This is a genomic window from Aeromicrobium sp. Root472D3 (assembly GCF_001426485.1).
Classification (GTDB): domain Bacteria; phylum Actinomycetota; class Actinomycetes; order Propionibacteriales; family Nocardioidaceae; genus Aeromicrobium.
On record NZ_LMET01000001.1, the window covers coordinates 2,579,403 to 2,594,801 of the forward strand.

General features: G+C 71.0%; 14 protein-coding genes. 7 read left to right on the forward strand and 7 right to left on the reverse strand.

Features of this window, described 5'->3' with window-relative positions:
- Positions 1–43 precede the first annotated feature (43 nt).
- On the forward strand, positions 44–832 hold the full coding sequence (locus tag ASD10_RS12760) for an inositol monophosphatase (protein ID WP_056608985.1): 789 nt from the start codon (positions 44–46) through the stop codon (positions 830–832).
- A gap of 25 nt (positions 833–857) precedes the next feature.
- Here the strand turns inward: ASD10_RS12760 and ASD10_RS12765 are convergent, their stop codons facing one another.
- The gene (locus ASD10_RS12765) at positions 858–1,787 is read right to left on the reverse strand and encodes a heme o synthase (RefSeq protein WP_157432658.1); all 930 of its coding nucleotides are present in this window, start codon (positions 1,785–1,787) and stop codon (positions 858–860) included.
- Between the two features lie 102 nt (positions 1,788–1,889).
- Here ASD10_RS12765 and tkt point away from each other — a divergent pair, with 102 nt between their 5' ends.
- From tkt to pgl, 6 genes are read left to right on the forward strand one after another with little or no spacing between them, the layout of a single operon-like run.
- Positions 1,890–4,064, forward strand: coding sequence for a transketolase (tkt, locus tag ASD10_RS12770; RefSeq protein WP_056608989.1), 2,175 nt, complete (start codon positions 1,890–1,892; stop codon positions 4,062–4,064).
- A gap of 43 nt (positions 4,065–4,107) precedes the next feature.
- A complete protein-coding gene (tal, locus tag ASD10_RS12775) occupies positions 4,108–5,196 on the forward strand; it encodes a transaldolase (protein WP_056608991.1) in 1,089 nt (362 codons plus the stop codon).
- 4 nt (positions 5,197–5,200) lie between these two features.
- Positions 5,201–6,901 (forward strand): glucose-6-phosphate isomerase, encoded by a 1,701-nt coding sequence (locus ASD10_RS12780; RefSeq protein WP_056608993.1) that lies wholly within the window; start codon positions 5,201–5,203, stop codon positions 6,899–6,901.
- On the forward strand, positions 6,891–8,417 hold the full coding sequence (gene zwf / locus ASD10_RS12785) for a glucose-6-phosphate dehydrogenase (RefSeq protein WP_056610525.1): 1,527 nt from the start codon (positions 6,891–6,893) through the stop codon (positions 8,415–8,417). The genes ASD10_RS12780 and zwf overlap by 11 nt, the downstream gene beginning before the upstream one ends.
- A 2-nt stretch (positions 8,418–8,419) precedes the next feature.
- Entirely contained in the window at positions 8,420–9,325 is a 906-nt protein-coding gene (locus ASD10_RS12790) for a glucose-6-phosphate dehydrogenase assembly protein OpcA (RefSeq protein WP_056608995.1), read from the forward strand.
- On the forward strand, positions 9,322–10,026 hold the full coding sequence (pgl, locus tag ASD10_RS12795; protein ID WP_056608997.1) for a 6-phosphogluconolactonase: 705 nt from the start codon (positions 9,322–9,324) through the stop codon (positions 10,024–10,026). The genes ASD10_RS12790 and pgl overlap by 4 nt, the downstream gene beginning before the upstream one ends.
- 81 nt (positions 10,027–10,107) lie before the next feature.
- On the opposite strand, the gene ASD10_RS12800 is transcribed toward pgl, so the two are convergent.
- The 6 genes from ASD10_RS12800 to whiA all read right to left on the reverse strand — a co-directional run bounded on the left by ASD10_RS12800 (position 10,108) and on the right by whiA (position 15,341).
- Positions 10,108–10,461: an RNA polymerase-binding protein RbpA gene (locus tag ASD10_RS12800; protein ID WP_082556189.1), complete on the reverse strand. Its 354-nt coding sequence runs from the start codon at positions 10,459–10,461 to the stop codon at positions 10,108–10,110.
- Positions 10,461–10,697 (reverse strand): preprotein translocase subunit SecG, encoded by a 237-nt coding sequence (secG, locus tag ASD10_RS12805; protein WP_056609001.1) that lies wholly within the window; start codon positions 10,695–10,697, stop codon positions 10,461–10,463. The genes ASD10_RS12800 and secG overlap by 1 nt, the downstream gene beginning before the upstream one ends.
- Positions 10,698–10,713: 16 nt before the next feature.
- Entirely contained in the window at positions 10,714–11,517 is an 804-nt protein-coding gene (gene tpiA, locus ASD10_RS12810; RefSeq protein WP_056609003.1) for a triose-phosphate isomerase, read from the reverse strand.
- Complete coding sequence (gene pgk / locus ASD10_RS12815; protein ID WP_056609005.1) at positions 11,514–12,725, reverse strand: phosphoglycerate kinase; 1,212 nt, start codon at positions 12,723–12,725, stop codon at positions 11,514–11,516. The genes tpiA and pgk overlap by 4 nt, the downstream gene beginning before the upstream one ends.
- 4 nt (positions 12,726–12,729) lie before the next feature.
- Complete coding sequence (gene gap, locus ASD10_RS12820; protein ID WP_056609007.1) at positions 12,730–13,734, reverse strand: type I glyceraldehyde-3-phosphate dehydrogenase; 1,005 nt, start codon at positions 13,732–13,734, stop codon at positions 12,730–12,732.
- 623 nt (positions 13,735–14,357) lie between these two features.
- Positions 14,358–15,341: a DNA-binding protein WhiA gene (gene whiA, locus ASD10_RS12825; protein ID WP_056609009.1), complete on the reverse strand. Its 984-nt coding sequence runs from the start codon at positions 15,339–15,341 to the stop codon at positions 14,358–14,360.
- Between the last annotated feature and the right edge of the window lie 58 nt (positions 15,342–15,399).

Consider the following 15,399-nt stretch of genomic DNA (forward strand, 5'->3'; position numbering starts at 1 on the left):
GGCTCCTGAGGGGTCGGGTGGGGCTGATCCTAGACTGGCGCGCATGCCTGACGCCTGGGACATCGACCCGACCCTGTCCGACGCCGACCTCGCCGTCCGACTGGTGACGGCGGCGGGCTCGCTCGCCGCCCGCATGCGGGCCGAGGGCCTGCGCACCGACCACAAGACGTCGGTCTCCGACGTCGTCACGGCCGCCGACCGTGCAGCCGAGGAGCTCGTGACGCAGACGCTGCGACGCGCCCGGCCCGACGACGGGATCCTCGGCGAGGAGGGAGCCGCGCACGACGGCACGAGCGGACGTCGCTGGGTCATCGACCCCGTCGACGGCACCTACAACTTCGTGTCGGGGCTCGCCTACTGGTGCAGCGCCCTGGCCCTGCAGGACGACGACGGTGCCGCGCTCGGCGCCGTCCACCAGCCCAGCAGCGGCGAGACGTGGGTCGGCGGACGCGGCCGGCCGACGACGCTCGACGGCGTCGCCCTGCCGCGACTGGCCGACCGCCCGCTCGCCGAGTGCAGCATGGCGACCTACATCCACCCCACGACGCTCAACGACCCCGACGTCCTGCAGACGTGGCAGGCCCTCGTCGCCGGGGTCGCGACGCCCCGCGTGCTCGGCTCGGGCTCGATGGACCTGTCGAACGTCGCGACCGGGCGCGTGGGCGTCTGGGCCCAGCACTCGACCGAGCCGTGGGACTGGCTGCCCGGCCAGGCGCTGGTCGAGGCGGCCGGCGGACGCACCGCGGTCGTCCACCACCGCGGCCACCGCTGGCACCTCGCCGGCAACGCCCGGGCCCTGGACGAGCTGCTGGAGCGCCTGCGGGCGTCGTGACCCGCCGCCGTGCCGGCGGCGGCGGTCAGCGCAGGAAGGGGTCGACCGCGGCGGCCACGAACAGCAGGGCCAGGTAGGCGTTGCTGTAGTGGAACAGGCGCATGGGCTTGAGCACCGCGAGCTCCTCGGTGTCCTGCGCGCGCGACTTCAGGTCGTACGCCTCGCTGAGGAACACGATGCCCAGCACGATCGCGACGGCCGGGTAGAACCAGCCCGTCGGCGTCAGCGGCCACAGCAGCAGCGACGTGCCGACCATGACCCACGTGTAGGCGACGATCTGGCGCGCGACCTCGGCCGAGCCCACGACCGACGGGAGCATCGGGACGCTCGCTGCGGCGTAGTCCTCGCGGTAGCGCATCGCGAGAGACCAGAAGTGCGGCGGCGTCCAGAAGAACACGACGAGGAACAGGATGAACGGCGCGATGGCCAGCTCGCCGGTGACGGCGGTCCAGCCGATCATCGCCGGGAAGCAGCCGGCCGCCCCGCCCCACACGATGTTCTGCGTCGTGCGGCGCTTGAGGATCATCGTGTAGCCGATGACGTAGAAGACGTTGGCGACCAGGGCCAGACCCGCCGAGAGCCAGTTGACCCAGACGCCCAGAACGGCGGTCGAGACGACCCCCAGGACCAGGCCGAACACCAGGGCGTTGCGCGTCGGGATCTGGTGGCGGGCCAGCGGACGGCGCGAGGTGCGACGCATCAGCTGGTCGATGTCGGCGTCGACGACGCAGTTGAGCGCGTTGGCGCTGCCGGCCGACAGCGCGCCACCCACGAACGTCGCGATGACGAGCCAGAACGGCGGCACGCCCTGCTGCGCGAGGAACATGACCGGGACCGTCGTCAGGAGCAGCAGCTCGATGATGCGGGGCTTGGTCAGGGCGACGTACGACTTGACGACATCGGTGAACGACGGGGAAGTGGGTACGTCGCTCTGGCTGGCGGTGTTCACATCCATGGCGGTCACGTGCATCAGTCTAAGCGACGCGAGTAGGCTCGGCGTGACGGCCTTCGACGCCAGTCATCCCCTACGCTCGTACGACGATCAGGAGCCACCGCTGTGACGTCCGGAACCCCCTCCCTGGAGTGGACAGACCTCGACAAGAAGGCCGTGGACACCGTTCGTCTGCTGGCCGCCGACGCCGTGCAGAAGGTCGGCAACGGCCACCCCGGCACCGCGATCAGCCTGGCCCCCGTGGCCTACCTGCACTACCAGAAGCTGATGCGCCACGACCCCACCGATCCGCACTGGGCCGGCCGTGACCGGTTCGTGCTGTCGTGCGGGCACTCGAGCCTGACGCAGTACATCCAGCTGTACCTCGCCGGCTACCCCATGACGCTCGACGACCTCAAGAGCCTGCGCACGTGGGGCAGCCAGACGCCAGGTCACCCCGAGTACCGCCACACCCCCGGTGTCGAGGTGACGACCGGTCCCCTGGGCCAGGGCGTGGCCAACGCCGTCGGTCTCGCGATGGCCGCCCGCCGCGAGCGGGGCCTGCTCGACGCGTCGGCCGCGGCCGGCGAGAGCCCCTTCGACCACCGCGTCTACGTCATCGCGTCCGATGGCGACCTGCAGGAGGGCGTCTCGGCCGAGGCCTCCTCGCTCGCCGGCACGCAGCAGCTCGGCAACCTGACGCTGCTGTGGGACGACAACCGCATCTCGATCGAGGACGACACCAACATCGCCTTCACCGAGGACGTCGCGGCGCGCTACGCGGCCTACGGCTGGCACGTCCAGACCGTCGACTGGACCAACGGCGGCACCGAGTACGTCGAGGACGTCCAGGCCCTCTGGGACGCCTACCAGGCCGCCGAGGCCGTCACCGACCGTCCGAGCTTCATCCAGCTGCGCACGATCATCGCGTGGCCCACCCCGACCGCCCAGGGAACCGGCGGATCGCACGGATCGGCGCTCGGCGACGACGAGATCAAGGCGACCAAGGAGCTGCTCGGCTTCGACCCCGAGAAGACGTTCGTGGTCGACGACGACGTCATCGAGCACACGCACGCCGTCCGTGACCGCGCCGCCACCGCGCGCGCGTCGTGGGAGAAGACGTTCGAGGCGTGGACGTCGGCCAACCCCGAGGGCGCGGCCCTGCTCGAGCGCCTCAAGAACCGCGAGCTCCCCGAGGGCTGGGACGCCGACCTGCCGGTCTACGAGGCCGACGCCAAGGGCGTCGCGACCCGTGTCGCCTCGGGCGAGTTCCTGTCCGCGGCCGTCGCGGGCCTGCCCGAGCTGTGGGGCGGTTCGGCCGACCTCGCCGGCTCCAACAACACGACGCCCAAGGGCGAGCCGTCGTTCCTGCCGCCCGAGCGGTCGTCGGCCAAGTTCCAGGGCGACTGGTACGGACGGGTGCTGCACTTCGGCATCCGCGAGCACGCCATGGGCGCGATCATGAACGGCATCGTCCAGCACGGCCTCACGCGGCCCTACGGCGGCACGTTCCTCGTGTTCAGCGACTACATGCGCCCGTCGGTCCGCCTGGCGGCCCTGCAGGAGCTGCCGGTCACGTACGTCTGGACGCACGACTCGATCGGCCTCGGCGAGGACGGTCCGACCCACCAGCCGATCGAGCACCTCGCGGCCCTGCGGGCCATCCCGGGCCTCGACGTCGTCCGCCCGGCCGACGCCAACGAGACCATCGAGGCGTGGCGCGCGATCCTCAACACCACCGACCGTCCCGCGGCGCTGGCGCTCAGCCGGCAGAACCTGCCGACGTTCCCGCGCGGCACCGACGGCTACGCCGAGGCGTCGCTGACGGCCAAGGGCGCGTACACGCTGCTCGACGCCGACGGCACGCCCGACGTCATCCTGTTCGGCACCGGCTCGGAGGTGCAGATCGCGGTCAAGGCCCGTGAGCTGCTGGCGGCCGAGGGCATCTCCGCCCGCGTCGTGTCGATGCCGAGCCGCGAGTGGTTCGAGCAGCAGGACTCGGCGTACCGCGACGAGGTCATCCCGCCGTCGCTGCGAGCCCGCGTCTCGGTCGAGGCCGGCATCTCGCTCGGCTGGCGCGACGTGGTCGGCGACGCCGGCCGCACCGTCAGCATCGAGCACTACGGCGCCTCGGCCGACTACCAGACGCTGTACGACAAGTTCGGCATCACCGCCGAGGCCGTCGTCGCAGCCGCCAAGGACTCGATCGCCGCAGCGTCGGGCGAGCCCACCGCACCGTTCCACTCCCGGCCGTCAGGACCTGTCGGCCCGGGTGACAACGCGGACGCCGCGTCGCACTGACGCCCCGTCCGTCCCGCATGACCTCTCATACCAAGGAGCACTCATGAACGATCGCCTCAAGGCCCTGGCTGACGCCGGGGTGTCCATCTGGCTCGACGACCTGTCCCGCGAGCGCATCGAGTCCGGCAACCTCGCCGAGCTCGTCGCCGACAAGGGCGTCGTCGGCGTCACGACCAACCCCTCGATCTTCGCCTCGGCGCTGTCGAAGGGCGAGAAGTACGAGCCGCAGGTCAAGGAGCTCAAGGCGTCCGGCGCCGACGTCGACACGACGGTCTTCGAGCTGACGACCACCGACGTCCAGAACGGCTGCGACATCCTGCTGCCCGTGTTCGAGAAGTCCGGGGGCGCCGACGGCCGCGTGTCGATCGAGGTCGACCCCGGCAAGGCCCGCGACACCGAGGGCACGATCGAGCTCGCGCACCGGCTGTGGGAGCGCGTCAGCCGGCCCAACCTGCTGATCAAGATCCCCGCCACCCTCGAGGGCCTGCCGGCCATCACGGCCGTCATCGCCGAGGGCATCAGCGTCAACGTCACGCTGATCTTCTCGCTCGAGCGCTACCGCGGTGTCATGGACGCCTACATCGAGGGCCTGGAGCAGGCCGACGCCGCCGGCCGCGACCTGTCCGAGATCCACTCGGTCGCGTCGTTCTTCGTCAGCCGCGTCGACACCGAGGTCGACAAGCGTCTCGGCGAGGGCCACGCGCTGCGGGGCACCGCCGCGCTCGCGAACGCCCGCCTGGCGTACGAGGCCTACGAGGACGTCTTCGGCTCCGACCGCTTCACGGCGCTCGAGGCCAAGGGCGCCAACGCGCAGCGTCCGCTCTGGGCGTCGACCGGCGTCAAGGACCCGAACCTGCCCGACACGCTCTACGTGACCGAGCTCGTCGCACCCAACACCGTCAACACGATGCCCGAGAAGACCCTCGAGGCCGTCGCCGACCACGGTGATATCCTCGGCGACCGCGTGCACGGCACCTACGAGGAGTCGCGCGACGCCATCGCGGCGCTCGAGCGCGAGGGCATCTCGTACGACGAGGTCGTCAAGCAGCTCGAGGACGAGGGGCTCGAGAAGTTCGACGCCTCGTGGAGCGAGCTGCTCGAGACGGTCTCCGCCGAGCTCGACAAGGCCTGATCCCGTGGCCGGACAGCACAGCGTCGAGGTGGCGCTCAAGGTCCCGTCCGTCGACGAGCTCGACGCGGCGCTGCAGAGCGCCGTCGACGACCGCGTCGCGTCCCGGATCGGTGCGCAGGACCCCACCCTGTGGGGCCCCGACGCCGAGTCCGAGGCGGCTGTCCGGCTCAGCTGGACCAGCCTCGCCGAGACGTCCCGCCCCCTCGTCGCCGAGATCGAGGCACTGCGCGACGAGCTCGCGACCAAGGGGCTCGACCACGTCGTGCTCTGCGGCATGGGCGGCTCGTCGCTGGCTCCCGAGGTCATCTGCCACACCGCCGACGTCGACCTGACGGTCCTCGACTCGTCGCAGCCCGACATGGTGCGCTCCGCCCTCGCCGACCGGCTCGACCGCACGGTCGTGGTCGTGTCGAGCAAGTCCGGTGGCACCGTCGAGACCGACAGCCAGCGGCGTGCCTACGAGCACGCGTTCACCGAGGCCGGCATCGACCCGCGCGAGCGCATCGTCGTCGTGACCGATCCCGGGTCGCCGCTCGACCAGCAGGCCACCGAGGCGGGCTACCGCGTTTTCCGGGCCGACCCCCACGTCGGCGGGCGCTACTCCGCCCTGACGGCGTTCGGGCTGGTCCCGAGCGGCCTGGCCGGCGCCGACGTCGGTGAGCTGCTCGAGACCGCCCGCGAGGCCGCTCCCGTGCTGTTCGCCGACGACGTCGACAACCCGGCGCTGCGCCTCGGCGTCCTGCTGGGCGTCGCCAACGACCACGGCGTCGACAAGCTCGTGCTGGCCGATCGCTCCGGCAACGGCATCGGCGACTGGATCGAGCAGCTCGTGGCCGAGTCGACCGGCAAGCAGGGGCGCGGCATCCTGCCCGTCGTCGTGCCCGACGAGGACGCCCCCAACTTCGTCCCGTCCACGACCGACTCCGTCCTGGCCGTCATCGGCCAGCAGCAGGTGGGTGGCCTCGAGCGGGCCGCCGAGCTCGCCGGCAGCGTCGTGCACGCGACGCTGTCCGCCGCGTTCGGCGACAACCCGCAGGTCGACGACAGCCCCGTCCCGACGGCCCTGTCCGGCTACTCCACCGTCGTCGACGGACCCCTCGGCGCGCAGATGCTGCTGTGGGAGATCGCCGTCGCGGTCGCCGGCCGCGCGATCGGCATCGACCCGTTCGACCAGCCCGACGTCGAGAGCGCCAAGAAGGCGGCCCGCGAGCTGCTCGACGGCGCCGGCTCCGTGCCGACGCCCGACTTCACCGAGGACGGCATCGACGTCTACGGCTCGGGGTCGACCCTGGCCGAGGCGCTCGACCAGCTGCTCGACCAGATCGACGTCGAGCACGGCTACCTCGCGGTGCAGGTCTACCTCGACCGGCTCGCGCACGCCGGGTTCGCCGACGTCCGCGAGGAGCTGGCCGAGAACCTCGCCCGTCCCGTCACGTTCGGGTGGGGGCCCCGGTTCCTGCACTCGACGGGCCAGTACCACAAGGGCGGGACGCCGAACGGCGTGTTCCTGCAGATCACCGGCACCCCGCTCGACGACCTGGCGATCGACGGCCGCGACTTCACGTTCGGCTCGTTCATCGACTCCCAGGCCGCCGGTGACGCCGCGGTGCTGCGCGACCACGGTCGCCCGGTCCTGCGGCTGCACCTGACCGACGTCGAGGCGGGGCTGGCCCGCGTCCGTGAGCTGGTCGCGCATGACAGCTGACGTCGTCAACCCGCTGAGGGACCCCCGCGACCGGCGGCTCCCCCGCATCGCGGGACCCTGCAGCCTCATCATGTTCGGCGTCACGGGCGACCTGGCCAAGAAGAAGCTGATCCCCGCGGTCTACGACCTCGCCAACCGCGGGCTGCTGCCGCCGGGCTTCGCGCTCGTCGGCTTCGCCCGGCAGGACTTCGGCACGGAGTCGTTCTCCAAGGTCATCAAGCAGGCCGCCAAGGACGGTGCCCGCACCCCGTGGAGCGAGACGGTCTGGAAGCAGCTCGCAGCCGGCATCCGCTTCGTGCCGGGCGAGTTCGACGACGACGAGGCGTGGGAGCGCCTGGCCGACACGATGGCCGAGCTCGACGAGCAGCAGGGCACGGGCGGCAACCACGCGTTCTACCTGTCGATCCCACCGGGCCTGTTCCCCGTCGTCGTCTCGCAGATCAAGAAGCACGGTCTCGCGGAGTCGTCGAAGGGCTGGCGACGCGTCGTCATCGAGAAGCCCTTCGGTCACGACCTCGCCTCGGCCGAGGAGCTCAACCGCATCGTCGCCGACGTGTTCACGAGCGAGTCGGTGTTCCGCATCGACCACTACCTCGGCAAGGAGACGGTGCAGAACATCTTGGCGTTCCGCTTCGCCAACGGCATGTTCGAGCCGATCTGGAACAGCCACTACGTCGACCACGTGCAGATCACGATGGCCGAGGACATCGGGATCGGATCGCGCGCCGGCTACTACGACGGCATCGGCGCCGCCCGCGACGTGATCCAGAACCACCTGCTGCAGCTCATGGCGCTGATCGCGATGGAGGAGCCCGTCTCGTTCAACGCGTCGTCGCTGCGCCTCGAGAAGCAGAAGATCCTCGCCAACGCGCGTCCCGCCGCCGACATGGACCTGCACACCGCCCAGGCGCAGTACCTGGCCGGCTGGGCCGGCGGCGAGAAGGTGCGCGGCTACCTGGAGGAGGACGGCGTCCCCGACGGCTCACGGGCCGAGACCTACGCCGCGATCCGGGTCGACGTGTCGACGCGTCGCTGGGCCGGGGTGCCGTTCTACCTGCGCACCGGCAAGCGGCTCGGACGCCGCGTCACGGAGGTCGCCGTGATCTTCAAGCGGGCGCCGCACCAGCCGTTCAGCAAGAACGACGTCGAGGAGCTCGGCCAGAACGCGCTCGTCATGCGCATCCAGCCCGACGAGGGCGTCACGCTGCGGTTCGGCGCGAAGGTGCCCGGCACGACGATGGAGATCCGCGACGTCAACATGGACTTCGCCTACGGCGGCGCCTTCGTCGAGAGCAGCCCCGAGGCGTACGAGCGCCTGATCCTCGACGTCCTGCTCGGCGATCCGCCGCTGTTCCCGCAGCACGAGGAGGTCGAGCTGGCCTGGAAGATCCTCGATCCCGTGATCGAGCACTGGAGCCGCAGCCCCACGATCGACACCTACCCGTCCGGCACGTGGGGCCCCGCGTCCGCCGACGAGATGATGGCCCGCGACGGCCGCACCTGGAGGCGTCCGTAGCCATGGAGATCGCACTCGAGAAGACCAACTCGTCGCGCATCGCGCGCGCCCTGGTGAAAGCCCGTTCCGCCGCGGGAAGCCCTGCGATGGACATGGTCCTGACGCTGCTGGTCGTCACCGACGACGAGAACGTCAGCGAGGCCCTGCGCACCGCGACGGCACTGTCGCGCGAGCACCCCTCGCGCGTCATCGGCGTCATCCTCGGCGACGGACGCGGCGCCGCCCAGCTCAACGCCAAGGTCAGGGTCGGTGAGAGCTCGTCCGGCGAGTCGATCCTGCTGCGCATCTCGGGCGAGCTGACCCGGCACGCCGAGTCGGTCGTCCTGCCGCTGCTGCTGCCCGACTCCCCCGTCGTCGTCTGGTGGCCCGGCAAGCCGCCGACCGATCCGTCCAAGGACGCGATCGGTCAGCTGGCGCGGCGTCGGCTCACCGACGCGGAGGCGACGTCGTCGCCCGTGCGCTCGCTCAAGGCCGTCGCCCGCTCCTACTCCCCCGGCGACACCGACCTGTCGTGGACGCGACTGACGCCGTGGCGGGCGCTGCTCGCCGCGGCGCTCGACCAGTCGCCCGGCACCGTCACGGGCGGAACCGTCGTCGCCGGGTCGGGCAATCCCGCCGCTACGCTGCTGGTCGCGTGGCTCGAGAGCCGCCTCGGCATCGACATCGTGACCCGGCGCAGCGAGTCGGCGCAGATCGCGTCGGTCGTGCTGAACACCTCGGCCGGCGACGTCGTGATCGAGCGCATCGACTCGGGCTCGTGCCACTTCAGCGTGCCGGGCTCGTCGCCGCGCGAGGTGCCCCTGGGCGCCCGGACGCTGGCCGAGCTGCTCGCCGAGGACCTGCGCCGGCTCGACGCCGACGACATCTACGAGGACACCATCGCCCACATGCTGGAGAGGGACTCATGAGCACCACCGAGATCTTCCCCGACGCCGACGCGCTGGCCGACGCGATCGCCCGTCGGGTCGTCGACCGGCTGGCCGAGGTGCAGCGCAGCGGACGCACGCCGTCGATCGTCCTGACGGGTGGCACGATCGCCGTGAAGGCGTACGAGCGCATCGAGGCCGGTGACGTCGACTGGGCCTCGGTCGACGTCTACTGGGGCGACGAGCGCTTCGTGCCGGCCGGCCACGCCGATCGCAACGACCAGCAGGCGCGCGACGCGTTCCTCACGCGCGTGGGGGTGCCCGCCGAGCGGCTGCACGCCATGCCGGCGTCCGACGAGGGCTTCCCCAGCATCGGGGCGGCCGCCGACGCGCACGCGTCCGTGCTGCCCGACGAGCCGTTCGACCTGGTGCTGCACGGCGTCGGACCCGACGGTCACATCGCCTCGCTGTTCCCCGGGTTCGCCCAGCTGCACGAGACCGAGCGCCGCGTCGTCGACGTCGAGAACTCGCCCAAGCCGCCGCCCGAGCGGCTCTCGCTGACGCTCGCGACGCTGAACCACGCCGCCAGCGTCTGGCTGCTGGTGTCGGGCGACGGCAAGGCCGAGGCCGTGGCGCGTGCCCTGGGCGACGGCACGCTGGACGACTCCCCCGCGTCCGCCGCCCGCGGCACGGCCGAGACCGTCTGGCTGCTCGACGAGGCCGCGGCGTCCCGCCTGCCCTAGGGCCGGCCGCGGGACCCGCACGAACCGCGTCCGCCCACGGCACGATGGCCGTGGGCGGACGCGGTGAGTCGCAGGAGCGGGCTAGAAGATGATCTCGCCGGACTTGCGCTTGGCGCGCAGGCCCTCGACGGCTTCCTTGAGGATCTCGTCGGCCTCGGTCTCGGAGCGACGCTCCTTCACGTAGGCGAGGTGCGTCTTGTACGGCTCGATCTTCTTGGCCGTCGGACGGTTGTCGGAGTCGACGCTCGCCGGCATGCCGCACCGGGGGCAGTCCCACGACTCCGGCACCTCGGCCTCGATCGCGAACTGCAGCTCGGTCGTGTGGTTGTTGATGCAGAAGAACGTCACGAACTGGCGCGGAGCCGCCTCGCCACGCTCGGCCTCACCCATGGGACCGGAGCCGATGCGGCTGCCCCGGATAGCACCTGCTGCCACTAGTTACTCACCTTCAGGAGCAGGCCGAGTGCCACGATGCACACGACCCAGACGACTGCGATACCGACCGTGATGCGGTCGAGGTTGCGCTCGGCGACCGAGGAGCCGCCGAGGGAGCTGGACACGCCGCCACCGAACATGTCAGAGAGGCCGCCACCGCGTCCCTTGTGCATCAGGACCAGCACGATCATCAGCACACTGCTGATCGCGAGGATGACCGAGAAAATCAGAATCACAACATGCCTTCGTTCGTCAGGCGCCGGACAGGTCCGGCATGGCGTAGAAGCGGGCGATCCCGGCGAACTCCTCCGGCTGGAGGCTTGCTCCGCCGACCAGGGCTCCGTCGACGTCCGACTTCGCCATGATGGCGGCGATGTTCGCCGCTTTCACCGACCCGCCGTAAAGGATACGCAATGCAGCGGCCGTCTCCGACGACCAGGTCTCCTCGACCCGTCCGCGGATCGCGGCGCACACCTCCTGCGCGTCCTCGGGCGTCGCGACCTCGCCGGTGCCGATGGCCCACACGGGCTCGTAGGCGATGACGACGTCGGCGAGCTGGTCGGCGGTCAGACCGGCCAGCGAGCCGTCGAGCTGCTCGAGGGTGTGGGCGACGTGGTCGCCGGCCTGGCGGACCTCGAGGCCCTCGCCGACGCACACGATCGGGCTGATGCCCGCCGCGAGCGCCTTGGTGGCCTTGACGTTGACGACGGCGTCGCTCTCGGCGTGGTGCTCGCGCCGCTCGGAGTGACCGACGACGACGTACGAGCAGCCCAGCTTGGCCAGCATGGCCGCCGAGATCTCGCCCGTGTAGGCGCCGCCGTCGTGCTCGGACACGTCCTGCGCGCCGTAGCCGATCGCCAGGTGGTCACCGTCGACGAGCGTCTGCACGCTGCGGATGTCGGTGAACGGCGGGATGACGACGACCTCGGCCTTCTCGAAGTCGTGCTTCTTGTCCTGCAGCGTCCAGGCGAGCTTCTGGACGAGGACGACGGCTTCCTGGTGGTTGAGGTTGGACTTCCAGTTGCCGGCCATCAGGGGCGTGCGTGCGGAGCTCATGCGTCTGCGTTCCTGTCGGTGGATTCTTCGAGGATGTCCAGGCCCGGGAGCGTCTTGCCCTCGAGGTACTCCAGGCTCGCGCCGCCACCGGTCGAGATGTGACCGAACTGCGCGTCGTCGAAGCCCAGCTGCCGGACGGCTGCGGCGGAGTCACCGCCGCCGACGACCGACAGGCCGTCGACCTCGGTCAGGGCCTGCGCGACCGAGCGGGTGCCCTCGGCGAACGACGCCATCTCGAACACGCCCATCGGGCCGTTCCAGAAGACCGTCTTCGAGCCGCGGATCACGTCGGCGAACGCCGCCGCCGAGTCGGGGCCGATGTCGAGCCCGAGCTGGTCGGACGGGATCGCGTCGGCCGCGACGGTCGTCGCATCGGCGTCGGCGAAGGCCGGTGCCACGACGATGTCGGTCGGCAGCACCAGCCGGACGCCCTGCGCCTCGGCCTGCTCGATGTAGCCGCGGGCGACGTCGAGCTGGTCGTCCTCGAGCAGGGACTTGCCGACCTCGTGGCCCTGGGCCTTGAGGAACGTGAAGACCATGCCGCCGCCGATCAGCAGGTTGTCGGCCTTGGACAGCAGGTTGTCGATGACACCCAGCTTGTCGGAGACCTTCGACCCGCCGAGCACGACGGTGTACGGACGCTCGGGGCTCTCGGTCAGGCGCTCGAGCACCGTGACCTCGGCCTCGACGAGCCCGCCGACGGCTGCCGGCAGACGCGTCGCGACGTCGTAGACGCTGGCCTGCTTGCGGTGGACGACGCCGAAGCCGTCCGAGACGAACACGTCGGCCAGGGCCGCGAGCTCGTCGGCGAACGCACCGCGCACGGCGTCGTCCTTGCTGGTCTCGCCCTCGTTGAACCGGACGTTCTCGAGCACCGCGACCTGGCCGTCCTGCAGGGCGGCGCTGATGCGGTGCGCCTGCGCGCCGACCGTGTCGCCCGCGAACAGCACGGGCGAGCCGAGCAGCTCACCCAGCCGCTCGGCGACCGGCTCGAGCGAGTAGTCGGGGTTGGGAACGCCGTCGGGACGGCCGAGGTGCGCCGTCACGAGCACGCGAGCGCCCGCGTCGGCGAGCCGCTTGATGGTCGGCACGCTGGCGCGCACGCGTCCGTCGTCCGCGATCTTCTTGCCGTCGAGCGGCACGTTGAGATCGCTGCGGACGAGAACGCGCTTGCCGCGCAGGTCGCCGAGGTCCGAGACCGTGAGCACGCGCTTAGAGCGTCGAGCCGACGTGGACGACGAGGTCGGCGAGGCGGTTGCTGTAGCCCCACTCGTTGTCGTACCAGCCGACGACCTTGACCTGGTCGCCGATGACCTTGGTGAGGCCCGAGTCGAAGATGCACGACGACGGGTCGGTCACGATGTCGGCCGAGACGATCTCGTCCTCGGTGTAGACCAGGAAGCCCTTCATGGCGCCCTCGGCCGCAGCCTTGACGATCGCGTTGACCTCCTCGACCGTGGTCTCGCGCGAGGCGGTGAACGTCAGGTCGGTGGCCGAGCCGGTGGGCACGGGCACGCGCAGCGCGTAGCCGTCGAGCTTGCCCTTGAGCTCGGGCAGCACGAGGCTGACGGCCTTGGCGGCGCCGGTCGACGTCGGGATGATGCTGAGGTTGGCGGCCCGCGCGCGCCGCAGGTCGCTGTGGGGGGCGTCCTGCAGGTTCTGGTCCTGCGTGTACGCGTGGATCGTCGTCATCAGGCCCTTCTCGATGCCGAGGCCGTCGTTGAGCGCCTTGGCCATCGGTGCGAGGCAGTTCGTCGTGCACGACGCGTTGGAGATCACGGTGTGCGCGGCCGGGTCGTAGAGCTCGTGGTTGACGCCCATCACGACCGTGATGTCCTCGTTCTTGGCGGGCGCGGAGATGATGACCTTCTTGGCGCCGCCGTCGACGTGGGCCTTGGCCTTGGTCGCGTCGGTGAAGAAGCCGGTCGACTCGATGACGATGTCGACGCCGACGCTGGCCCAGTCGAGCTTGGCGGGGTCGCGCTCGGCGAAGGCCGCGATCTTCTGGTCGCCGACGAAGATGTTGGCGTCGTCGTACGTGACGTCGGCGTCGAGACGGCCGAGGATCGAGTCGTACTTGAGCAGGTGGGCGAGCGTCTTGTTGTCCGTCAGGTCGTTGACGGCGACGATCTCGATGTCAGCGCCGGCGGCACGCGCCGCGCGGAAGAAGTTGCGGCCGATGCGGCCAAATCCATTGATGCCTACGCGTACGGTCACGGGAAACTGATCTCCTGCTGGATCGGGTGGGTAACGTCCCCACCCTACCGAGGTGCCGGCCCTACCGGCGAGTCACCTGCGTGTCGCGTTCCCCAGGGAGCCCGCCCGCGGCCGAACGAGATGCTCGTTCCCCAGGGAGGCCGCCCGCGGCCGAACGAGACCCTCGTTCCCCAGGGAGGCCGCCCGCGGCCGACCGTGAGCGAAGCGAGGGGAACCCACCCAAGCCCGATCGCTGACGTCCGCCTCGGTCGCTGGCGCTCCCTCACGGTCGCTCCGCTCCCTGGCGAACGAGACGCTCGTTCCCCAGGGAGGCCGCCCGCGGCCGACCGTGAGCGAAGCGAGGGGAACCCACCCCAGCCCGATCGCCGACCTCCGCCACGGTCGCTGGCGCTCCCTCACGGTCGCTCCGCTCCCTGGCGAACGAGATGCTCGTTCCCAGGGAGGCCGCCCGCGGCCGAACGAGATGCTCGTTCCCGGGGAGGCCGCCCGCGGCCGAACGAGACGCTCGTTCCCCAGGGAGGCCGCCTGCGGCCGACCGTGAGCGAAGCGAGGGGAACCCACCCAAGCCCGATCGCCGACCTCCGCCACGGTCGCTCCGCTCCCTGGCGAACGAACGGGTGGGGTCAGTCGTCGGCGAGGGCGTCGTCACCCAGGGTCGACTCGGTGTCGGGGATGCCGAGGTCCTCGGCGCGCTTGTCGGCCATCGCCAGCAGACGGCGGATGCGGCCCGCGATGGCGTCCTTCGTCAGGGCCGGCTCGTGCAGCTGGCCGAGCTCCTCGAGGCTCGCCTGACGGTGCTCGACGCGCAGCGTGCCGGCCATCTTGAGGTGGTCGGGCACCTCGTCGCCGAGGATCTCCAGGGCACGCTGGGCGCGGGCGCCGGCCGCGACGGCGGCACGGGCCGAGCGGCGCAGATTGGCATCGTCGAAGTTGGCGAGCCGGTTGGCGGTCGCGCGCACCTCGCGGCGCATGCGGCGCTCCTCCCACGCCAGGAGCGACTCGTGGGCACCCAGGCGCGTCAGGAGCGCACCGATGGCCTCGCCGTCACGGATGACGACGCGGTCGATGCCACGCACCTCACGCGCCTTGGCGCTGATGCCGACCCGCCGTGCGGCGCCGACGAGCGCGAGGGCGGCCTCGGGGCTCGGGCAGCTGACCTCGAGGGCCGACGAGCGTCCGGGCTCGGTCAGCGAGCCGTGCGCCAGGAACGATCCGCGCCAAGCCGCGACGGCGTCGCACGACGAGCCCGAGACCACCTGCGGCGGGAGACCGCGGATGGGACGTCCGCTGCCGTCGATCAGCCCGGTCTGACGGGCGAGGGCCTCGCCGTCCTTCGAGACCCGGACGACGTAGTGGGTGTCCTTGCGGATGCCGGCGTTCTGCATCACGAGGATCTCGCTGTCGTGGCCGTAGATCTCGGCGATGTCCTTGCGCAGGCGACGCGCGGCCGCTCCGGTGTCGAGCTCGGCCTCGACCACGATGCGTCCCGACACGATGTGCAGGCCGCCCGAGAAGCGCAGGATCGAGGACACCTCGGCCTTGCGGCAGCACGACTTCGTGATGGTGGTGCTCGCGAGTTCCGCCTTGACCTGGGCCGTCATCGCCATGCAGAAGTTCCCCTACCGAGTCGTCGTCGTCAGGCGTCCGGTCGTGCCGAGACCGCCT

Excerpts from the sequence above, each read along its gene's own strand:
- ASD10_RS12765 (WP_157432658.1), bottom strand. The coding sequence starts at position 1,787 with ATGGATGTGAACACCGCCAGCCAGAGCGACGTACCCACTTCCCCGTCG.
- zwf (WP_056610525.1), top strand. The coding sequence starts at position 6,891 with ATGACAGCTGACGTCGTCAACCCGCTGAGGGACCCCCGCGACCGGCGG.
- tal (WP_056608991.1), top strand. The coding sequence starts at position 4,108 with ATGAACGATCGCCTCAAGGCCCTGGCTGACGCCGGGGTGTCCATCTGG.
- tpiA (WP_056609003.1), bottom strand. The coding sequence starts at position 11,517 with ATGAGCTCCGCACGCACGCCCCTGATGGCCGGCAACTGGAAGTCCAAC.
- pgl (WP_056608997.1), top strand. The coding sequence starts at position 9,322 with ATGAGCACCACCGAGATCTTCCCCGACGCCGACGCGCTGGCCGACGCG.
- ASD10_RS12790 (WP_056608995.1), top strand. The coding sequence starts at position 8,420 with ATGGAGATCGCACTCGAGAAGACCAACTCGTCGCGCATCGCGCGCGCC.
- whiA (WP_056609009.1), bottom strand. The coding sequence starts at position 15,341 with ATGGCGATGACGGCCCAGGTCAAGGCGGAACTCGCGAGCACCACCATC.
- ASD10_RS12760 (WP_056608985.1), top strand. The coding sequence starts at position 44 with ATGCCTGACGCCTGGGACATCGACCCGACCCTGTCCGACGCCGACCTC.